The 21,595-nt window shown below is 61.3% G+C and carries 13 protein-coding genes; 4 read left to right on the top strand and 9 right to left on the bottom strand.

From position 1 onward, the window contains the following. Nucleotide 1: 1 nt before the first annotated feature. Nucleotides 2-520 (top strand): tripartite tricarboxylate transporter TctB family protein, encoded by a 519-nt coding sequence (locus LNV08_RS01975; protein WP_263531969.1) that lies wholly within the window; start codon nt 2-4, stop codon nt 518-520. A gap of 12 nt (nt 521-532) precedes the next feature. After that, nucleotides 533-2,068: a tripartite tricarboxylate transporter permease gene (locus LNV08_RS01980; RefSeq protein ID WP_263531970.1), complete on the top strand. Its 1,536-nt coding sequence runs from the start codon at nt 533-535 to the stop codon at nt 2,066-2,068. A gap of 9 nt (nt 2,069-2,077) precedes the next feature. On the opposite strand, the gene hemH is transcribed toward LNV08_RS01980, so the two are convergent. From hemH to argA, 9 genes are all read right to left on the bottom strand, one after another. Further along, on the bottom strand, nt 2,078-3,169 hold the full coding sequence (gene hemH / locus LNV08_RS01985) for a ferrochelatase (RefSeq protein WP_263531971.1): 1,092 nt from the start codon (nt 3,167-3,169) through the stop codon (nt 2,078-2,080). Nucleotides 3,170-3,210: 41 nt separating this feature from the next. Beyond that, a complete protein-coding gene (locus tag LNV08_RS01990; RefSeq protein ID WP_263531972.1) occupies nt 3,211-4,176 on the bottom strand; it encodes an adenylate/guanylate cyclase domain-containing protein in 966 nt (321 codons plus the stop codon). A gap of 137 nt (nt 4,177-4,313) precedes the next feature. Next, on the bottom strand, nt 4,314-6,563 hold the full coding sequence (gene rpoD / locus LNV08_RS01995) for an RNA polymerase sigma factor RpoD (protein ID WP_263531973.1): 2,250 nt from the start codon (nt 6,561-6,563) through the stop codon (nt 4,314-4,316). A gap of 368 nt (nt 6,564-6,931) precedes the next feature. Then, a complete protein-coding gene (gene dnaG, locus LNV08_RS02000) occupies nt 6,932-8,845 on the bottom strand; it encodes a DNA primase (RefSeq protein ID WP_263531974.1) in 1,914 nt (637 codons plus the stop codon). A 9-nt stretch (nt 8,846-8,854) separates the two neighbouring features. Beyond that, a complete protein-coding gene (locus LNV08_RS02005) occupies nt 8,855-12,010 on the bottom strand; it encodes an EAL domain-containing protein (RefSeq protein ID WP_263531975.1) in 3,156 nt (1,051 codons plus the stop codon). A 325-nt stretch (nt 12,011-12,335) separates the two neighbouring features. Further along, on the bottom strand, nt 12,336-12,632 hold the full coding sequence (locus tag LNV08_RS02010; RefSeq protein ID WP_263531976.1) for an H-NS histone family protein: 297 nt from the start codon (nt 12,630-12,632) through the stop codon (nt 12,336-12,338). 170 nt (nt 12,633-12,802) lie between these two features. Continuing rightward, entirely contained in the window at nt 12,803-13,849 is a 1,047-nt protein-coding gene (locus LNV08_RS02015; protein WP_263531977.1) for an extracellular solute-binding protein, read from the bottom strand. Between the two features lie 108 nt (nt 13,850-13,957). Beyond that, complete coding sequence (locus tag LNV08_RS02020; RefSeq protein WP_263531978.1) at nt 13,958-14,230, bottom strand: oxidative damage protection protein; 273 nt, start codon at nt 14,228-14,230, stop codon at nt 13,958-13,960. Between the two features lie 35 nt (nt 14,231-14,265). After that, nucleotides 14,266-15,606, bottom strand: coding sequence for an amino-acid N-acetyltransferase (gene argA, locus LNV08_RS02025; protein WP_263531979.1), 1,341 nt, complete (start codon nt 15,604-15,606; stop codon nt 14,266-14,268). A gap of 121 nt (nt 15,607-15,727) precedes the next feature. Between argA and hrpA the strand changes: the two genes are divergently transcribed. Next, nucleotides 15,728-19,573 carry an ATP-dependent RNA helicase HrpA gene (gene hrpA, locus LNV08_RS02030; protein WP_263531980.1) on the top strand — a complete coding sequence of 1,282 codons (3,846 nt, stop codon included), beginning with the start codon at nt 15,728-15,730 and terminating at the stop codon, nt 19,571-19,573. Nucleotides 19,574-19,713: 140 nt separating this feature from the next. Next, the gene (locus LNV08_RS02035; protein WP_263531981.1) at nt 19,714-21,585 is read left to right on the top strand and encodes a serine/threonine protein kinase; all 1,872 of its coding nucleotides are present in this window, start codon (nt 19,714-19,716) and stop codon (nt 21,583-21,585) included. Nucleotides 21,586-21,595 lie beyond the last annotated feature (10 nt).

Here is a 21,595-nt window from a genome sequence, read left to right on the forward strand (position 1 = left end):
GGTGAGTGCATCTTCGGGTACGGCCTCGGTGGGTCAGCAAACCTGGGTGGGGGTTGGCGCACTCTTGATTGGGGTGTTGATGGCTTACGGCGCCAGCTTCATTTCGTCCGACGCCGGCTATGCGGGCATTGGCCCCAACGCCTTGCCTTGGTTTGTGGCGGTGGTGCTGATGCTGTGTGGCGGATGGCTGATCTGGGAGGCTCGCAGCGGCGGCTACCGTGAGATGGAGGCGCCGTCCGGTGCGGAGCAAGGCGACTGGCGCGCCGCTGCTTTTGTGATCGGCGGCGTGGTGGCGAACGCGGCCTTGATCACCGTGATCGGCTTCATCCTGGCCTGCTCGCTGTGTTTTGCGCTGGCCGTGCGCGGCCTGCGCATGTCCGAGGGAAAGCCGGGCGGCGGCCCGCGCCAATGTCTGCTTGATGGCCTGACAGGGCTGATCATTGCGGCGCCGGTGTTCTGGTTGTTCACCAAGGTATTGGCCATCAATTTGCCTGGCTTGACTGCCAGCGGTTGGCTTTAAACAGAGATAGATATGGAACTCTGGAACCAACTGCTGGGTGGCTTCGCCACGGCCGGCACACCGATCAATCTGATGTGGGCCTTTCTGGGCTGCGTGATAGGCACCGGCATCGGCGTCTTGCCGGGCCTGGGGCCGGCGGTGACGGTGGCGATGCTCTTGCCCATCACCGCGCAAGTCGAGCCGACCGCGTCGATGATCTTCTTTGCTGGCATCTATTACGGCGCCATGTATGGCGGCTCGACCACCTCGATCTTGCTCAACACCCCGGGCGAGACCGGCACCATGGTGACGGCGCTGGAGGGCTTCAAGATGGCCAAGAACGGCCGCGCCGGCGCGGCCTTGGCCACTTCGGCGATAGGCTCTTTTGTGGCCGGCACGATTGCCACCATCTTGGTCACCTTGTTCGCGCCGATGATGGCCGAGTTCGCCGTCACGCTGGGCCCACCTGAATATTTCTGCCTGATGCTTTTGGCTTTCACCACCGTCAGCGCGGTGCTGGGCAAGAGCACGCTGCGCGGCATGACGGCGCTGTTCATTGGCCTGGCGATGGGCTTGGTTGGGCTGGATCAGATCACCGCGCAGGTGCGCTACACGGCGGGCATCCCCGAATTCATGGACGGCATCGAAGTGGTGCTGGTTGCGGTGGGGCTGTTTGCTGTCGGTGAGACGCTCTACAACGCGCTTTATGAGGGGCGCTGCAAGCAAGAGATCAACAAGCTCAGCTCGGTTCATATGACCAAGACCGAGTGGCGTCGCTCCTGGCCGGCCTGGTTGCGCGGTACCTTTTTGGGCTTTCCCTTCGGCACCATTCCGGCCGGCGGCTCGGAGATCCCGACATTCTTGAGCTATGCGACGGAGCGCAAGCTGTCAAAGCACAAGGAGGAATTCGGCACCGTCGGCGCAATTGAAGGCGTGGCCGGGCCGGAGGCGGCCAATAACGCCGCCGTCACTGCCACCCTGGTGCCGCTGCTGACCTTGGGCATCCCGACCTCGGTGACGGCTGCCATTCTCTTGAGCGCCTTGCAGAACTACGGCATCCAGGCCGGTCCGCAGTTGTTCCAGACCTCGTCAACTTTGGTGTGGGCGCTGATTGCCTCGCTCTATATCGGCAATGTGATGCTTTTGGTGCTGAACCTGCCCATGGTGGGCCTGTGGGTCAAGCTCTTGAAGATACCCAAGCCGCAGCTCTATGCGGGCATCCTGATCTTTGCCACCGTCGGCGTTTACGGCATGCGGCAAAGCTCGTTTGATCTGTTCCTGATGCTGGTGATTGGCCTCGTGGGCGTGCTGATGCGGCGCTTTGACTTTCCGACGGCGCCGGTGGTGGTGGGCATGATTCTGGGGCCGATCGCCGAGGCGCAGCTGCGCAATGCGCTGTCCATCGGCGAAGGCCATTGGGGCGTTTTCTTGCAGCGGCCGATGTCGGTCGGACTGCTGCTCATCGTGGCCTTGGTGCTGGTATTGCCGCGAATCTGGCCACGAGTGATGCGCTGGCGTGAGGTCAGGTTGAAGGCCCAACGTAATGCGAGCAATGCGGCATCACATTGACTGAATGCTTCAGTCTGAAGCGCCTATGGCCAAGGCCAGATCGCGCTGCATTTGAAGTGTGGCCGCATCGGGTTTGAGTTGGGTCGGCCAGCCCTGTAGATTCCGCTCGGCCAGCGCGGTCAGCGCCCTCATGCCGGCAGGGCTGTCATTCAGGCAGGGGATGTAGCTGAAGGCCTCGCCGCCGGCGTGCAGGAAGGTCTCGCGCGCTTCCATGCTGATTTCTTCCAAAGTTTCCAGGCAATCGGCGCTGAAACCGGGGCAGATCACGGCGACTTTTTTGACTCCGTCCGCAGCGAGCTTCTTCAGCGTCGGCTCGGTGTAGGGCTCCAGCCACTTAGCCTTGCCGAAGCGGCTTTGGAAAGTGACGATGTACTCGGCCTTGCTCAGGCCCAGCGATTCGGCCAGCAGACGGCCGGTCTTCAGGCATTCGCAGTGGTAGGGGTCGCCCAGGGCCAGGGTGCGTGCGGGCATGCCGTGAAAGCTCATCACCAGCCGCTCGGGTCGCCCGTTAACGGCCCAATGCGCGCGCACGCTCTCGGCCAGCGCGGCGATATAGAGCGGGTCATCGTGATAGCGGTTGACGAAGCGCAATTCCGGCAGGTGACGAGTCCGCAGCGCCCAGTTGGCCACATCATCGACCACGCTCGCGGTGGTTGCGCCGGAGTACTGCGGATAGGCCGGCAGCACCAGGATGCGGGTCGCACCCTCGGCGCGCAGGCTGTTGAGCGTGTCGGCAATCGATGGTGAGCCGTAGCGCATCGCATAGCGCACCGTGACAGCGTGGCCGCGCTCGCCCAGATAGCCTTGCAAGAGCTTGGCCTGCTTTTCGGTCCAGACCTTCAGGGGGGAGCCTTCCGAAGTCCAGACGCTGGCGTATTTGGCGGCCGACTTGGCCGGGCGCACGCGCAGGATGATGCCGTGCAGGATGGCCAACCAGATCAGTCGAGGAATTTCTACGACGCGCGGGTCACTCAGAAATTGTGCCAAGTAGCGGCGCAGGGCCGCCGGCGTGGGGGCGTCGGGCGTGCCGAGATTGCAGTAGAGCAGGGCGGTTTTCGGCGAACTGCCGTGGCTGTAAGCGGCTTCGGGGCGCGTCGTCATTCGGTCTAGTACTCTCTTTCGATGGAACGGGTCATGTGGATTCAGCCGCGGCTGCGCGTGTGGCCAAAGCTATGCGGTTCGGTATCGGCGAAGTGCAGGACTTCGAACTTGACGATCGGCGAGGTGGCATCGACCGGCGGACTGCCCAGGCCGATCACACCGCTACCGTGCAGGGTGCAGCTGCCGCGCTTCAAGCTGACCACGTCACCGCTGCTGCCAAAGCGCACAAAGCTGCCGTTATAGCTGAGGTCGGTGATGGAGAAGCTGCCGGCGTGCCAGTCGATGCGGGCATGCGAGCGCGAGACCCGCGCGTCGGTGATGCAGTAAGTCGCCTGCACGCTGCGGCCCAGGATGATGGGCATATTGTCGACATCAAATACACGGTCCAAATCCAGCCAGACCAGCCGGATGCCGTCGGGTTCGACGGCGTGCTGGACCTCGCCAAACTGGGTGGCGGCGACATCGCCATGGGTTGCCTGATCGAGCACATGCACATGTACCGGTTCGGCCCGGCCACGAATCGCGATCAAATCCAAGCTGCGAAAACGAAGTTTTTTTGCCGAGGGCAGGCCGTTCAAGACTTCGGCTGTGATCAGGGTTTCGTTGTCACCGGCGTGATTCAGCAAGCGGGCCGCGACGTTGACTGCGTCGCCGAAGCAGTCACCATTCATTTCGACCACCTCACCGCGTGCCAAGGCGACCTGCATGCGCAAGGCGCGCAGGCCGGGCGAAGCGAATTGGCTCTTGCCCCGTGCCACGACTCGCTCCAACATTTCGTGCATGCGAATGGCAGCCTGCACGCCATCATTCGGGGTTTCAAAGACGGCCATCAAACCGTCCCCCAAGGTCTTCACCAAGCGGCCCTTGCATTCGTCGACAGCTTGCGCGATCAGGCCCACGGTTTGCGTCACCAAGGAGGTGGCCTCGGCATTGCCCAAGGTTTCGAAAAGCCCCGTGCTGCCACGCAGATCGGCAAACAAAACAGTGCGTTCCCGGATTTGGGTCATGGTCGGTGAGTAGAACGGTTTTGGCGCGTGAAATTGTTGGCAGTGTAGCCGTGCTGCGCGGCACCGTCATGGTGGACGGTTAAACGAAAAAAGGGGCTGGATCGCTCCAGCCCCTTTTCGTTTCTGTCATGTGCTGATCAGAGATTGTCCAAATAGGTCCGCAGTTTGTCCGAGCGGCTTGGGTGCTTGAGCTTGCGGATCGCCTTGGCTTCGATCTGGCGAATGCGCTCGCGCGTCACGTCGAACTGCTTGCCAACTTCTTCCAGCGTGTGGTCGGTGGACATCTCGATGCCGAAGCGCATGCGCAAAACCTTGGCTTCGCGTGGCGTCAGGCTGTCGAGGATGTCTTTGACCACATCGCGCAGACCCGCTTGCATCGCGGCTTCGATCGGTGCTGTGTTGTTGGTGTCTTCGATGAAGTCGCCCAGATGCGAATCGTCGTCGTCGCCGATCGGCGTTTCCATCGAGATCGGCTCCTTGGCGATCTTCATGATCTTGCGGATCTTGTCCTCAGGGATCTCCATCTTCTCGGCCAGCGTTGGGGCATCCGGCTCGAAGCCGAATTCCTGCAAATGCTGACGCGAGATGCGGTTCATCTTGTTGATCGTTTCGATCATATGCACCGGGATGCGGATGGTGCGGGCCTGGTCAGCGATCGAGCGCGTGATGGCCTGACGGATCCACCATGTCGCATAGGTCGAGAACTTGTAGCCGCGACGGTATTCGAACTTGTCGACCGCCTTCATCAAGCCGATATTGCCTTCCTGGATCAAGTCGAGGAATTGCAGGCCGCGGTTGGTGTACTTCTTGGCGATCGAGATCACCAAGCGCAAGTTCGCCTCGATCATTTCCTTCTTGGCATCGCGCGAGGCCTTCTCGCCCTCGTTCATCTTCTTGTTGATGTCCTTCAAGTCCTCGATCGGCACGACGGCCTTGGACTGGATGTCCATCAACTTCTGCTGCAATTCCTGCACCGGCGGCAGATTGCGTGCAAGCACATTGGAATAGGGCTTGCCGGAGGCGATTTCCTTCTCGGCCCATTGCTTGTTCAAGGCATTGGGCGGGAAGCTCTTGATGAAGTACTCCTGCGGCATGCCGCATTTGTCCACCACGATCTTGCGCAGTTCACGCTCATAGCGGCGCACATCGTCAACCTGCGAGCGCAGCAGATCGCAGAGTTTCTCGATCGTCTTGACGGTGAAGCGGATCGTCATCAACTCGGCGCTGATGGCTTGTTGCGCCTTGTTGTAGGACGCCGACTTGTAGCCGTCCTTCTCGAAGGACTTGCGCATCTTGTCGAAGTTGGTCGACAGCGAGTCGAACTTGACCAGCGCGGCGTTCTTCAGCTCTTCGAGCTTTTTGGTCAGCGCCTTGGAGCCGCCGTTGCCGTCGTCGTCGTCTTCTTCGTCGAATTCGTCGAAGTCTTCTTCAGCCACATAGTCGTCGGCCTCATCGGCGGCGACAAAGCCGTCCACTACTTCGGAGATCGTCTTCTCGCCGGCGCGAATCTTCACGCCCAGGTCGATGATGTGTGCAATCGTGGTGGGCGAGGCGGAGATGGCCAGCATCATCGCCTGCAAGCCACCTTCGATGCGCTTGGCAATTTCGATTTCGCCTTCGCGGGTCAGCAACTCGACCGTGCCCATTTCGCGCATATACATGCGCACCGGGTCGGTGGTGCGGCCGAACTCGGAGTCCACCGTCGACAGTGCGGCTTCGGCTGCTTCTTCGGCTTCTTCTTCGGTCGCGGTCGCGGTGGTGCTGCCCTGAATCAGCAAGGTGGCCGCGTCGGGGGCCTGCTCATAGACCGCGATGCCCATGTCGTTCAACATGGAAATGATGGCCTCGAGGATTTCCTCGTTGACCAGCTTTTCTGGCAAGTGATCGTTGATTTCCTGATGCGTCAGGAAACCACGCGTCTTGCCCATCTTGATCAGCGTCTTCAGCTCATGGCGACGCTTGGCGGCTTCTTCTTCGGTCAGCGCCGTTTCTTCTAGGCCGAACTCACGCATCAGCGCGCGTTCTTTGGCCCGTGAGACCTTCATGCGCAGCGGCTTGGCCTTGGGCTTGTCGGCCTCGACCTCAGCGACTTCGGCGCTGTCACCTTCTGCTTCGGGCTCGCCTTCCAAGTCGGCTTCCAAGTCGGCGAAGTCTTCTTCATCGGCCTCGGCGGACTTCTTGGCCGGTGCGGCCTTTTTGGCTTCGGTGGCTGCCTTGGGCTTGCGGCCGCGCTTGGGTTTGTCGTCGGCAGCGGCCGGGGCGGCGGCATCTGCGGGCGCGGCTGCTGTCACGGTTTTCGCGGCTTTGGCAACTCTCACGACTTTGCCGGCGGGCTTCTTGAGCTCTTCAGCGGCGGCGACGGTGGGCTCGGTCTTCTTGGCAGTCATGCAGATCCTCGGGTGGAGTTTGGCGGGCGGGCCGGGGAGTGATTCGGTAAAAAAATCTGAAAATATTTTTAGCTAGCAATGCAGCAGCCACCTGGGGTCGTTTACTGCGCTTTTCAAGGCGAAGCTCGATTCAGGTGGCATTCATACGCTTCGAAAAAACTGCTTTCACAATGTTCTTCTCGGCGCGGCGCGTGCAAGCTAGCGTGGACGTTTGAGTTTGCAAACTTGTGCGGATACAGGTGGCCTTGATACCTCTGTGGGTGCCCAGTTTCGCTGGGTGGCCGGGTCCGGCAAGCTTTGCCGTCACTCTTGACGCGCGCGGAAAACCCTTAATTATCGCCGAAAACAGCGCAAAGCACAAATTCCCACTAAGTTGGCGTGCTGCTGGGTGCCTTCAGGGTCCTGATTTGAGCGAGCAGGCGTTTGTAGCGCTCGAATTCCTCGCCCTGCGGGTTGCTGGCGGCGATGCGTGTGGTCTCTGTTTCAAGCTGCGCGATCCAGAGTTTTTTGAGTAGGTTTTGCAGCCCTTCAAATTCGGACTCATCTTCACTGTGCAGACCGCCCAGCAACCGTTTGGCGCGTTCAAGCAGACCGTCGTCGGCCAAGGCCGCTTCCAGCACCGACCAAGGTGAACTGCCGTGATTGAGTAAATAGCGATCCAGCCAGTTGATCAACTCCCCGTGAATGCCGGGCAATTCATGCAGCAGATGATGATCTTCTGGGCTCAGGCGCTCCCACCATGCGCTGTTGAGCAGCAACATGCGCAGCGCATGATCGGCTGGCACATTGGGCGCGCTGCGGGGCGTGCCTATGGTTTCGTCTTCGGGCTCACCCCGGCGCTTCCAATTGCCGCTGGGCTTCCAGTCTTTTTTCCATTCCTTTTTCTTGAAGGGGCGGGGCTCACTGCTTTGCGCGTCGTGAGCTTCTTCGGGTGGATGCTCTCGCCTGTCGTCGTGGGCTTGCTCTTGCGCCGCCGCCCCGCCGACTTGCCACAGCCCCATCAGCTCTTGATCCGGCAGCTGCGCGCGCCGCGCCAAGTCGCCCAGCAATTGCCGCTTCAACAGCCCCTGCGGCAGTGTCTGCCACAGCGGTCGGGCTGTGGCCAACATGCGCGCACGGCCCTCGGCACTGCTCAGGTCGCAGCCTTCGCCAGCCACTTCCATCAACTGCCTGGACAGCGGAATCGCCTCGGCAATGCAATTTTCGAAGGCATCGGCGCCCAAGTCCCGCACATAGGAATCGGGGTCATGCTCGGTGGGTAAGAACAAAAATTTGACGCTGCGCACATCTGTTGCATGCGGCAGCGCGGCTTCCAGTGCACGGCCGGCGGCGCGGCGGCCGGCCGCGTCGCCGTCAAAGCTGAAGATCACCGATTCGGTGAAGCGGAACAGCTTCAGCACATGCTCGGCCGTGCAAGCCGTGCCCAGCGTCGCTACTGCATTGTTGAAGCCGTGCTGGGCCAGCGCCACCACGTCCATATAGCCCTCGACCACTAAGGCGTAGCCACGCTGGCGCAGGCCTTGGCGGCCCTCATACAAACCGTACAACTCGCGGCCCTTGCTGAAGACCGGCGTCTCTGGCGAGTTCAGGTATTTGGGTTCACCTTTGTCGAGCACGCGCCCGCCAAAGCCAATCGTCTCGCCTTGCACATTGCGAATCGGAAACATGATGCGATCGCGAAAACGGTCGTATCTCTTTTGCTCTTCACCTTCGTCGCCCTGTGTGATCACCATGCCTGACTCGGTCAGCAAGGGGTCATCATAGGAAGGGAAAGCGCTGGCCAGGCTGCGCCAGCCTTCCGGGGCATAGCCGAGTGCAAACTGCGCGGCGATCTGGCCTGTCAGACCGCGCTTCTTCAGGTAGTCAATCGCGCGCGGCGTTTTCTTCAGCTGCGCGCGGTAATGGTCGCTGGCGCGCAGCAAGACTTCGGTCAGCGTGGCTTGGCGCTGCTTTTGCTGCGCAGCGCGTTCGCGCTCTTCGCTGGAACGCTCGTCCTCGGGCACTTGCATGCCGGTTTGCTGAGCGAGGTCTTGCACCGCCTCCACAAAGCCCAGGCCGCTGTGCTCCATCAAGAAGCCGACCGCATTGCCATGCACGCCGCAGCCGAAACAATGGTAGGTCTGGCGCGTTGGGCTGACGATGAAACTGGGCGACTTTTCGCCGTGAAAGGGGCACAGGCCCTTGTGGTTGATGCCGGCCTTTTTAAGCTCGACATGGCGGCCCACCACCTCGACGATGTCGACGCGAGAAAGCAGGTCCTGAATAAAGCCGGGTGGAATCACCGCGCGAGTCTAAGGCAAGGCCGGTGTGTCGCCGCGCAGCGGCGTGAGCCAATCGGTATTGGCGAACTCGCGGACCCAGCTCTGCACCTCGGCGGCAGGCATCGCCGGCGCAATGCCATTGCCCTGGCCTTGGCTGCAGCCCAGGCGCAAGAGCGCCCGCGCATGGGCGGCGGACTCTACGCCTTCGGCGACCACGCTGCAGCCAAAGTTGCCGGCCAGACGAATCACACCCTCAACCAGGGTGCTGTCTTGCTCATCGATCAACATATTTTGAACAAAAGAGCGGTCAATTTTCAGCACGTCGACCGGCAGGCGCTTCAAGTAGGTCAGCGTCGAGTAGCCGGTGCCGAAATCGTCCAACGCGAAGCTGACGCCGAAGGCGCGGCATTGCTGGATCAAGGAGTGGGTGGTGGCGATATCGGCCAGCGCGGCCGACTCCAGCACTTCCAGACACAGATGCTCCGCCACTGGCACTTGATGCCTGTTGATCAGCTCTTGCAAGCGCAGCGCAAAGTCGGGCATTTGCAATTGTCTGGCCGTGACATTGACGCTGATGTTCAGTCGCAGGTCGGCCTTCAACCATTGCGCGCTTTGCCGCAAGGCCTGCTCAAGTACCCAGTCGCCCACTTGCACGCCCAAGCCGGTCGCTTCGATCAAGGGCAAAAAGTGCAGGGGGCTAAGCAGGCCCCGGTCAGGGTGTTGCCAGCGCAGTAGCGCCTCCATGCCCAGCACTTGGCCGCTGCGCATATCGATCTTGGGCTGGTAGTGCAGCCGCAGCTCACCCGCGTCGAGCGCTTGCTGCACGCGGGCCAGCGCGATCAAGCTGGCTTCATCGCGCAGCCGTTTGGCGGTGTCAAACAACTGGTAGCCATGCCGCCCTGCATGCTTGACCCGGTAGAGCGCATGGCCGGCGTGGCGCAGCAGCGTTTCGGGGTCGGAATTGTCCTGGGGGAACAGCGTCGCGCCTATGCTGGCGCTGATATGGATGCTCAGGGCTGCGGTCGCGGGCGCGCCGTTCTGGCTCAAGTGATAGGGCTCGGCCAAGACCTTGAGCAAACGCTCCATGGCGAGCTGTGCTTCTTCGGGGCTGTTGCTGCGCAGCAAGAGGCCGAACTCGTCGCCCCCTAGCCGGGCCACGCAGTCAGACCACTGCGGCGAACTGCGCAGTGCTGCTTGCAGGCGCTGGGCGACCAGGTGCAGCAAGGCATCGGCGATGGCGCCGCTGTACTGGCTGTTGACTTGTTTGAACTGATCCAGGTCGACCCGGCAAATGCTCAGGCGAAAGCCTTCGCGCTCGGCCACTTGCAGCCCTTGGCGCAGCATCTGCATGAAAGCGTCTGCATTGGCCAAACCCGTCAAGGGGTCGATGCTTGCCTGGTGTTGCAGCAAGGCTTGCTGCTGCAGACTTTGCGTGATGTCCGACACGCTGACCACGTGGTAACGCAAAGGCCCATCGGGCTCGGGAATGGTGGATACGGTCAGTTGCAAATGGCAAGGCGTGCCATCGGCCCTGTCGGTCTGCACCTGGCCTTGCCAAAAGCCGTGCGCTTGCAGCGCTTCTTGCAACTGAGCCGGGGTCAGACCCGAGCGGTGCAGGCTGCCGGCTTGTAGGGGTGCGGCTGCAAACCCGAGCAAGGCCTCGCGGCCAAGGCCCAAGATGCGGCAATAGCTGGGGTTGGCGTCCAGCACCCGGTGTTCGGTATCGGTGACCAGCAAGCCTTCATGCAAATGCTGAAACAGGCTGACGCTCATGCGCTGGCGTTCTTGTGCCGTGTGCCGCCAGCTGACATCGCTCAGGGTTGTCAGCAGCCGGGTGGCCCGGCCCTTGGCATCACGTTGCTGCACATGGGCTCGGAACTCGAACCAAGTCCATTCGGCCGCAAGGCCGGCCGTTCCGGCGCGTGCTGCAGTTGCGGCAATTGCAGCAAGGCGCAGGGGCTCGCAGCAATCGTTCGCCGCCTGCGGTTCCGTCAGCAAGGCATCAAGGGCGGCGCGGACCCTGTCCTTGTCCAGCGGATGGGCGGCTGCCAAGCAGTCGAAAGGGTGGCTGGCGCTATCGCTCGCGACGCCGAGCTTGTTTGGCCAGTCGGAAGAGGCATAGGTTTGCCGGCCCCCGCCGGGGTGGAGCGTCCATTCCGCCAAGCTCATACCGACCGACTCCAGGGCGGCGCGCCAGCGTTGCCTCTCATGATGGAGTTCGCACCGGACGGCATGGACCAGCAATGGCAATGCCGCAGCAAGGCCCGCATAGCTCCACAGCAGCGTCATGCTGTGTTGCGGATCCAGCGACGCAAATGGCCCGGACGCTTGGGCCACGGCATCGGCTGCTGTTAAGGCAATCAAGAGCGCGGCTCCTGATGCCGCCGCCAAAGAACCGTACAGGGCCAAGCCTGCCAGCAGCAAGACCGGCAGCAGCCACCATGGACTTAGCCCAACTGCCCCCACCATCCCCGCAGTCTTTGCGTTGAGAAAAATAAGTACAGCGCTGCCGCCGCAGGCCAGCATCAAAGCGACCGAAGCAAGCCAATGGGCCGGGCGATGATCCAGACCTGACGCAGGCGAAAGAGCCACGGGGTTTTGCCGGCTGATCTGTATTCGAGCATGCCAAGCCATCAGCGCGGGCGCAGCGGTCAAGGTTCCCAATGCATGGCCGCCAAATCCGCAAGTCAAAGCGTCCCACCAAAGGCCGGCAGCCAGCTGGCCCTGCATATGAATGGCGCTCACGCTGGCTGCAGCGCTCAACAAGCTCCCGACCAGAACCCCGAAAACAAGGAACAAGAGCAAGTCTTTACGCCGTTTGAGCAAACGGTTGAAGCCAAGCGCTCTGAGCATGAGCAAAGCCAGCCCGGGTCCCAGCAGCCCGGCCATGGCCAGCAAAGCGGACAAACCAAGCGATGCACCTTGCAGCAAGGCCAAGCTCCCCAGGGCCAGAAGTAGCGGCCCCGTCGTCCGCCAGCCCCAGCAAGCCAGAGCAGCCAAGGCCACGCCGGCGGGCGGCCAAAACATGGCGATATGCGGTATTGATCCCAGCGACAACTGACCCAGTATGCCGGCGGCCAAGCAGGCGAGCAGCGCGCCCAGCAGGCGCAAGCCTTCCGAGTAATGCTTGGCAAGACGGGGCGACTCCATCGGTGCAGAGTCTTGCTTGAAAGTCAATTCATCCACGCGATATTCAGGACGGCAAAGGTTGGCTGTGGCGGCGGGTAAGTCCTGGATTCAAAAGGCCAGGCACAAAAAGGGCGAAAAGTGCAAGCAACAAAGAGCTAGCCAGGTACTTGACCGGAAAAGCGTCAAACACAGGCATAGTTTCGATGCGGCGCGATGCTAGCAGTTCGGGTAGCGATGTGCTTGGCTCAGACCCCCTTGATTCGGGCGGGGGGCTGTGCAAATTGGCAAATTAAAGTATTGTTTTGACAAGAAAAAAGCCACCCTGTGCAGGTGGCTTTTCTAAATACGCGAGCGGTCGATTAAACCGATACGCAGCACTCGCTCAAACGTGGAATTGATCCAAAGTGGCGCCGGCACCGAGGGCGGCCTTCAGCCATTTTGGCTGCAAACCACGGCCACTCCAAGTTTCCCCGGTGGCTTGGTTGCGATACTTGGCCGCAACCTTGGAAGTCTTGGCGACTTTTGGGGTACGGCTATTCAAATCGGCCACTGTCAAACCGTAGTCGTCCATCAGGGACTTAACCTTGGCGATCGCGTCGGCCCGCTCGCGATCTTTGGTTGACGAAATTTGTTCATCAAGAGCAGCCCGTTGGGCCAGAAGTTCTTTTAGCGATGCCATCAATGCAAATCCTCGCGAAGTTTTAGAGTCCAGCGAAAGCGAACAGCTTGATTATAGGCGCAGCTAGAATAAAAAATCCAATGAGTAATTACTCTGTGCGCCCAGACTCTGCTGATGCCGGAAATTTACACGGTTGGCACTGCCTATTTAGATATTGCTGGCGGTGCTGCTTACTTATAGCCGACCCGGTCCAGCATTTGCTGCACCTTGGGTAAATGGCTCCCAATCACCGCCACCGGGATGGTTTCGGTCTTGAATTTCCCCATTGATTCAAGCGCAGGGTTGCTGACGCGCAGGCCCGGCACGGCCGGCCATTCATTGTTGCCATTGGCAAAGTAGGCTTGCGCTTCGTCACCGCTCAAATACTCAAGAAACTTGACTGCGTTGTCACGATTCTTGGCATGTTTGGCCATGGCGCCACCTGCAATATTGATGTGCGTACCCCAGCTTTGCTGATTAGGGAAAACCACGGCAATTTTTTCCATCACGGCACGATCTTCCGGCTTTTCGGAGCGCATCACACGGGCCAAGTAGTAACTATTGGTGATGGCCACGCCGCATTCGCCGCTGGCGACGGCTTTGATTTGGTCGGTGTCCCCGCCTTTGGGTGGGCGTGCCATATTGGCCACCATACCTTTGAGCCAGTTCTCCGTTTCGACCGCGCCCAAATGTTCGTAAACCGCGCCAAATAATGACAGGTTGTAGGGGTGCGAGCCCGAACGGGTGCACAGCTTGCCTTTGATCTTTGAATTGGCGAGGTCTTGGTAGTTCAAAACGTCTTCTTTATTGACGTTTTGTTTGTTGTAAACGATCACGCGGGCGCGCGTCGACAGGCCAAACCAAGCCGTGCCTTTATCGGTCGGTTTGGCGCGCAATTGGGCGGGTATGCGCTCTTCTAGGCGGCTGGATTTGAAGGGCTGGAATAAGCCGTCTTCCTCGGCTTGCCAAAGCCTTGCCGCATCCACCAACAAAATGACGTCGGCTGGGCTGGCCGAGCCTTCGCTCTTTAACCTGGCCAACAGTCCCGCATCATCAGTATCAACTCGGTTGATACGAATACCGGTGGCTTTGGTGAAATTGGCGTAGAGCGCCTCATCGGTTTGATAGTGGCGCGCGGAATACAGATTCAGAACCTGTTCCTGCGCGTAGGCGCAGACGGTGCTGCCGGCGAGCAGGCTTGCGGCCCACAGCGTTTTTTTAAAGACAGAGAACGGCATGACGACTCCAAATCGCTTGAGGATTGATGTGGAGTGCATCTTAACAAGAATGATTCTTGTTTGCTTTGGTGGCGCAAATTTCGATTTGCGCCTTCGCCCGAGCTTCGCTCAGGCCGCTGGCGGGACATAGCCCGCCACCGCTTCGGCGCCTTCGCCGAAGAAGAATTGCTCCATCTGCCTTGCGAGGTATTGGCGGGCGCGTTGGTCGGCGAGGTTGAGGCGGTTTTCATTCACCAGCATGGTCTGGTGCTTCATCCAGGCCGCCCAGCCTTCTTTGCAGACATTTTGGTAAATGCGCTTGCCCAAGTCCCCCGGGTAGGGCGCGAAGTCCATGCCTTCGCCTTCTTTTTTCATGTAAACACATTGCACGGTGCGGGCCATAACTACCTCTTTGAATGAATGATTGAAATTGAAAATCAGCTGAGTTTTTTGACCAGAACCTGCGAACGTCGGTCCCAGTTGTATTTGCGTTTGCGCTCTTCGGGCAGCCATTCTGGGTCGACCGGTTGGAAGCCGCGCTTGATGAACCAATGCATGGTGCGGGTGGTCAACACAAAGATGCTGGCCAGTCCTTGCGACTTGGCCTGCTGCTCGACGCGTTTCAGGATGCGGTCGCCGTCGCCCTGGCCTTGCACGGCGGGCGACACGGTCAAAGCGGCCATCTCGCCGGTGCGCGCCTCCACATAGGGGTAGAGCGCCGCGCAGCCGAAGATCACGCCGTCATGCTCGATGACGGTGTAGAGGTCGATGTCGCGCTCAATCTCGGTGCGGTCACGCTTGACCAGGGTGCCGTCGCGCTCCAGCGGCTCGATCAGCGCGATGATGCCGCCGATATCATCTGAGCCGGCTTCGCGCAGGCTTTCCAGCTTCTCGTCGACCACCATGGTGCCGATGCCGTCATGGGTGTAGACCTCCTGCAGCAGCGCGCCGTCCACCGCGAAGGGCACGATATGTGAGCGCTCTACGCCGGCCTGACAAGCTCGTACGCAATGGCGCAAGTAGAAGTTCACATCGCTTGGCTCGGTCGCGGGGGGCAAATTGGCCAACATGCGCACGGCATCGGCCAAGGTCAGCTCGGTGTCGACCGGGCTGTTGGCATCACCGGGCTGCTCGTGCACCCCATCACTTTCGCACACGAACAGCAACTTGTCCGCCTGCAAGGCAATCGCCGCGCTGGTGGCCACATCTTCCATATTCAAATTGAAGGCTTCGCCGGTGGGCGAGAAGCCGAACGGCGACAGCAAGACCACCGCGCCGGAGTCGATGGCGCGCTGAATCGCTGCGCCGTCCACCTTGCGGACCACACCGCTGTGCTGGAAATCGACCCCGTCGACGATGCCGACCGGCCGTGCGGTCAAAAAGTTGCCCGACACCACCCGCACAGTCGCATTGGCCATCGGCGTATTCGGCAAGCCCTGCGAAAAAGCGGCTTCGATCTCGAAGCGCAGTTGCCCGGCCGCCTCTTGCGCGCAGTCGAGTGCCAGCGCGTCGGTCACCCGCATGCCATGGCTGTATTGGGGAGATTGCCCCTTGGCGGCCAACTGCTCATTGACCTGTGGCCTGAAACCATGGACCAAAACGATCTTGATGCCCATGGCATGCAGGATCGACAAGTCCTGCACAAAAGCATTCAGCTTGCCCGCTGCGACCAATTCACCCGGCATGCCAACCACAAAGGTCTCGCCTCGGTAAGCGTGAATATAGGGCGCCACCGAGCGGAACCAGGGGACGAAGGTGTGGGGGAAGACAAGACTCATGGACGCAATTGTGCCGCAGGCCTCGTTTTGACTGTCTTCAGCCGGGTCTTGTGGGCCCTGGCGCCGGCCGGTCGATAATCCGCGCCTCGTGAATGAATCTAGCTCCCCCAAAAAACCAGCAGTGCCCGCCCAAAAAGCGCCCGCTGCCCGCCGCCCCGGCCCGCCAGCCAATCCGCTGCCGCCCATCACTTTTCCAGAATCGCTGCCGGTCTCGAGCCGGCGCGACGATATTGCGCAGGCGCTGCAAGAGCATCAAGTCATCATCGTTTGCGGTGAGACCGGCTCCGGCAAGACCACGCAGTTGCCCAAGATCGCTTTGGCGCTCGGGCGGGGCCGCGCCAATACCGGCAAGCTGATCGGCCACACCCAGCCGCGCCGGATTGCCGCCAGCAGCGTCGCCAAACGCATCGCCGAGGAGCTGAAAACCCCGTTGGGCGAGGTGGTCGGCTTCAAGGTGCGTTTCCAGGACCGGCTGTCGCCGGGGGCCTCGGTCAAGCTGATGACGGACGGCATTTTGCTGGCCGAAACGCAGACCGATCCGCTGCTGCGCGCTTACGACACCTTGATCATCGACGAGGCGCATGAGCGCTCGTTGAACATCGACTTCTTGCTCGGCTATCTGCGCGAGGTGCTGAAAAAACGGCCCGATTTGAAGGTGATCGTCACCTCGGCCACGATTGACGCCGATAGATTCGCCAAACATTTCGAGTCGGCAAAAGGCCCCGCGCCGGTGTTGACCGTGTCCGGCCGGCTGTTCCCGGTCGAGCAACGTTACCGGCCGTTCGAGGAGTCACGCGAGTACGACCTCAATAACGCGATTTGCGATGCGGTCGATGAACTCTGGCGCGAAGGGGGCGGCGACGTGCTGGTCTTCCTGCCCGGCGAGCGCGAAATCCGCGAGGCGGCCGAGGCGCTGCGCAAGCACCATCCGCCCGGCGTCGAGGTCTTGCCGCTGTTCGCGCGCCTGTCCCAGCAAGAGCAGGACCGCGTCTTCGAGCCGCATGGCCAGCGCCGCATCGTCTTGGCGACCAATGTGGCCGAGACCTCGCTGACCGTGCCGGGCATCCGTTATGTGATCGACCCAGGGCTGGCCCGCGTCAAGCGTTACAGCTACCGCAACAAGGTCGAGCAGCTTCAAATTGAGCCGGTCAGCCAATCCTCGGCCAATCAGCGCGCCGGCCGTTGCGGCCGCGTCGCGAACGGCATTTGCATCAGGCTTTACGACGAGAAAGACTACCTCGCCAGGCCGCGTTTCACCGATCCCGAAATCCTGCGCTCTTCGCTGGCCGGCGTGATCCTGCGCATGAAGACGCTGGGCTTGGGTCAGGTCGATGACTTCCCCTTCATCGAGCCGCCACCGCGCAAGGCGATCGCCGACGGCTACCAATTGCTCAATGAGTTAGGTGCCGTTGACGACGCCAATGAGCTGACGCCGATGGGCAAGGAGCTGGGCAAGCTGCCACTCGACCCGCGCGTCGGTCGGATGATTCTGGAGGCGCGTAGCCGCGAGGCGCTGGCCGAGATATTGGTCATCGCCAGCGCCTTGTCCGGCCAGGATGTGCGTGACCGCCCGATGGAGCAGCAACAAGCGGCGGACGAGCGGCACAAGAAATTCGATGACGACAAATCCGAATTCTTGGGCTATTTGAAGCTGTGGAAATGGCTGGAAGAGAGTAAAGGGGGGGCTGGAGAGCACAAGCTCAGCCACCGCCGCTACGAGGCGCTGCTGCGCGAGAACTTCGTCAGCCCGCGCCGCGTGCGGGAGTGGCGCGATGTCTATTCGCAACTGCACACGGTCGTGGCCGAACATGGCTGGCGCATGAACACCGCGCCGGCCACTTATGAGCAGGTGCACTTGAGCATGCTGGCCGGTCTGCTCGGTAATCTCGGTTGCAAGAGCGACGAGGACGAGTGGTATCTGGGCGCGCGCGGCATCAAGTTCTGGCGCCATCCCGGCGCGCATTTGAGCAAAAAGCCGGGTCGCTGGATCGTCAGCGCCGAGTTGGTCGACACCACGCGCTTGTTCGGCCGCGGCATCGCGGCGATTGAGCCGCAGTGGCTGCCGGGTATTGCCGGCCATCTGATCAAGACCCAGTTGCTGGAGCCGCATTGGGAGAAAAAGGCGGCCGAGGTGATTGCCTTGGAGCGGGCGACGCTGTACGGCATCGTCATCTACGCCAACCGGCGCGTGAACTTTGGCAATGTGGATGCAGCGGCTGCGCGCGCGATCTTTATCCGCGAGGCGCTGGTCAATGGCGAATGGGAGTCACGCCTGCCGTTTCTGGCGCATAACAAGCGTCAGATCGCCCAGGTCGAGGAGCTGGAGCACAAGTCGCGTCGGCAAGACGTGTTGGTCGATGATGAGCTGATCTATGCTTATTACGACGAACATCTGCCTGCCGATGTGGTGTCCGGCGCGACGTTGGAGCGCTGGTATCGGCATGCTTCCAAGGCCGAACCCAAACTGCTGCAGCTCAGCCGCGATGAGCTGATGCGCCATGAGGCCGCGGGTATCACCAGCAATGCGTTTCCGAAGACGCTGCGCATGGGCGGTGTTGATTGCCTGGCGAATTACTTGCACTCACCCGGTGATGCGCGTGACGGCTTGACGGTCGATGTGCCGATCTACGCCTTGAACCAGGTCAGCGAGGAGCGCTGCGAATGGTTGGTGCCCGGCATGTTGGCGGCCAAGGTGCTGGTCTTGCTGAAAAGCTTGCATCAGCGCCCGCGCTCAAGATTGGTGCCGCTACCCGATTTTGTGGCCGAGTTCATTGCCGCCAATCCCTTCGGGCAGGGCGCCTTGATCGAGGTCTTGCTGAAGGCCGTCAAGGAGCGCACGCAGCTCGCGATTCAGCGCAATGACTTCAAGCTGGAACAGTTGCAGCCGCATCTGTTCATGAACTTCCGCGTCATTGATGAGCATGGCAGGCAGCTCGGCATAGGCCGCAATCTGGCGGCGCTGAAGGCCGAGTTGGGCGGGCAGGCGAGGTCGGCGTTTCAGGCGCTGGCGGCGCTGCGATTGCCAGCCTCTGCGCCTGCCGCAACCGTGCCAGCGCCGGTCAAGGCGGGCGGCATCCGCGCCGAGGTTAAAGCGCCACCCAAATCGGCGCGCGAAGTCAGCAAAACTTACACGGCCTGGACCTTTGGCGAGCTGCCCGAGTTGATGGAGGTGTCGCGCGGCGCGCAGACCTTGATCGGCTTCCCGGCGCTGCTGGACCGTGGCACTCATGTCGAGATCGAGGTTTTTGACGAGCCCGATGTGGCGGCGGCCCGCCACCGTCTGGGCCTGCGCCGCCTGCTCGCGCTGCAATTGAAGGAGCCGCTGAAGTTCCTTGAAAAGAATATCCCCGATCTGCAAAAAATGTCGGTGCTGTTCATGAGCTTGGGCACGGCCGAAGAGCTGCGCGACCAGATCATCGGCGTGGCACTGGACCGGGCCTTTCTGGCCGAGCCGCTGCCGACCGATGAGTTCAGCTTCAAGGCGCGCATCGATGAGGGCCGCTCCAGGCTGAATCTGATTGCGCAGGAAGTGGCGCGCCAAACCGGCGTGGTGCTGCTGGAATACGCCGCCGCCACACGCAAGCTCAAGGATGCGCGCGCGCCCAAGGAGGCGAATGAGGACATCACCGCCCAGTTGCAGCGTCTGCTACCGAAGCAATTTGTCTCAGCCACGCCCTGGGCACAGTTGCAGCATCTACCGCGTTACCTGAAGGCCATCAGTGGCCGCTTGGAGAAGCTGCGTGCCGACTCAGCTCGCGATGCCAAGCTGCTGGCCGAGCTGCGCCCATTGGAGCAGCGCTACCTCAGGCGCGTGGTCGAGATGAAGGGCTCGCCCGACCCGCGTATGACGGATTTCCGCTGGCAATTGGAGGAGTTGCGGGTCAGCCTGTTTGCGCAGGAGTTGCGTACACCGCAGCCGGTCAGCGTCAAGCGCTTGGAGAAGGTTTGGGCCCAATGGGCGCAGTGACGATGGGAATATGAGGGGGGGCAGGGGCCGCCCGCAGTGAAGAATGGGCCGTGAATGCTGCTCAGCTTGCCCTATCAAGAAGTGCGGAAATTGGGTTAAATGGCTGGCATTCAATCTAGCGGCTCCCTCGCCCCTGCCCCGTGCCCGATTCGACCTCCAATTCAGCCAATTCACCTGCTGCCGCAAAACCTGCCGCGCCGATGCGCCGCTTCGGCCGCTTTGAGTTGCGTCAGCTGCTGGGGAAGAGCTCGCGCAGCATGATGTGGCTGGTGTTTGACGCCAAGCTGGATCAGGAGCTGATGCTCTGTATGCCGCGTGTGGTGCCCAATAGTGCCGCCGCCACCGAGCATTGGATCAAGACCGCCAGCGCTGGCGCACGCGTCGTGCATCCCAATCTGGCCCATGTGATCGAGGTCGGGCAGGTCGAGAAATGGCCTTATATGGCGTATGACCGCGCCCTCGGCGAGACCCTGGATGAGCGCTTGACGCGCCAACCCACGCCCTTGCCGCTGGAAATTGCCGAATGGGTTTGCCAATATCTGGAAGGCTTGGCTTTTGCCCATGAGGCCGGCCATGCCCACCGCGACGTGCAGTGCTCGACGCTGATCATCGGCCCGAACAACCAGGTCCGGGTCTTGGGCCTGGAAGCCGCGCAAGAGGTTTTCCCTGCCAATGCCGACTACAACTCGGTGACCCGGCGGGCCATGCGTGATTCGGCCGCCGAGGATATTTTGTGCGTTGGCCTGATGCTGCATCGTTTGTTGACCGGCCGGCCTGTGCTGGAGCAGCCCGACCTTCATCTGGTCGTGCAGCAAATGCAGCCGACCGGGCACGAATTGGTGCGCATGGGCTGGGAGACGCCGCATCCGATTCCCGAGCCCCTGCGCGCGATTTGCAACCGAGCCACCGACCGGCAAGAGCGCCAGCGCTATCACATCGCTCGCAGCTTTTTGCGCGCCTTGGATGGTTGGCGCACCTCGGCCGGCCATGACGAGCAAGGGCCGATTGCGCTGCTGATCGACAGGCTGCAGCGCATAGGCCATTTGCCCAGCACCTCCACCGCCTTGCAAAGAGCCGGGCAGTCGGCGGCCATGGACAGGCAGCACACCAGCGCCGTCGCCACCTTGGTGATGCAAGACATGGCCTTGGCGCTGGAGTTGCTGCGTCGGGTCAACAATGCCTTGAAGCAAAGTGGCGCGCCGGTAGACGGTACGGTGCTGAATATGCAGCGCGCTATCGCGATGCTGGGTTTGGAGGGGGTGCAGCAGGCCGCACGCGCACTCAAGCCCTGGCCCGGGCCCTTGAACGAGACGCAAGCGGTGATGCTGCAAAGCCTGATGAAGCGGGTGCACCGCGCCGGGCAGATCGCGCAGGCCTTGCGGCCGGCCGGCTATGACGCCGAGGTGGTCTACCTGATCACGGTGATGCAAAACCTGGGGCGCCTGCTCTTGCAGTACCACTTCCCGGATGACGCGCAGCAGATTCGCCAGTTGATGCAACCGCCCGAGCCGACCGCCGATCAGCCGCACCCCGCCAGTATGAGCGAGCAGGCTGCGGCCTTTGCCGTGATGGGCTGCGATCTGGAGTCGCTCGGCGTGGCGGTGGCCAAGCATTGGAGTCTGGGTGAGGAATTGCTGCACATGATGCGGCGCCAGTCGCCCACCGCTGCATTGCGCGCCAGCGCCCACGGCAAGGAAAGTGACAACGAGGTGCTGCGCCTGACCTGCAGCCTGGCCAATGAATTGGTTGATGCCTTGATGCAGCCCGAGGCCAAGCGCGTGGCCGGCGTTGAGGTGGCCACCAAGCGCTACGCCCGCACCTTGGGGCTGGGCTTGAAAGATATTCAGCTCGCACTCAATCCCGAGGCCGCTGCACCGGTGGACCGGGGGCGCTCAGGCTTTATGCCGCTGGACGGCAACGCGCCAAAGCCATCCGGCCTGCGGGCACGCTTTGCAGCCGAGGCCGCCAAGGCAGCAGCCGACGGTGGGCACAAGGGTGAACCACCCCATTGACCATGCGGAC

Origin of the sequence: Paucibacter sp. TC2R-5 (assembly GCF_025717605.1) — a bacterium.
Classification (GTDB): Bacteria; Pseudomonadota; Gammaproteobacteria; order Burkholderiales; family Burkholderiaceae_C; genus Paucibacter_A; species Paucibacter_A albus.

Bases quoted from the DNA above. Each gene is read 5' to 3' on its own strand.
- LNV08_RS01980 (WP_263531970.1), top strand. From the start codon at position 533: ATGGAACTCTGGAACCAACTGCTGGGTGGCTTCGCCACGGCCGGCACA.
- hemH (WP_263531971.1), bottom strand. From the start codon at position 3,169: ATGACGACGCGCCCCGAAGCCGCTTACAGCCACGGCAGTTCGCCGAAA.
- LNV08_RS01990 (WP_263531972.1), bottom strand. From the start codon at position 4,176: ATGACCCAAATCCGGGAACGCACTGTTTTGTTTGCCGATCTGCGTGGC.
- rpoD (WP_263531973.1), bottom strand. From the start codon at position 6,563: ATGACTGCCAAGAAGACCGAGCCCACCGTCGCCGCCGCTGAAGAGCTC.
- LNV08_RS02010 (WP_263531976.1), bottom strand. From the start codon at position 12,632: ATGGCATCGCTAAAAGAACTTCTGGCCCAACGGGCTGCTCTTGATGAA.
- LNV08_RS02015 (WP_263531977.1), bottom strand. From the start codon at position 13,849: ATGCCGTTCTCTGTCTTTAAAAAAACGCTGTGGGCCGCAAGCCTGCTC.
- LNV08_RS02020 (WP_263531978.1), bottom strand. From the start codon at position 14,230: ATGGCCCGCACCGTGCAATGTGTTTACATGAAAAAAGAAGGCGAAGGC.
- argA (WP_263531979.1), bottom strand. From the start codon at position 15,606: ATGAGTCTTGTCTTCCCCCACACCTTCGTCCCCTGGTTCCGCTCGGTG.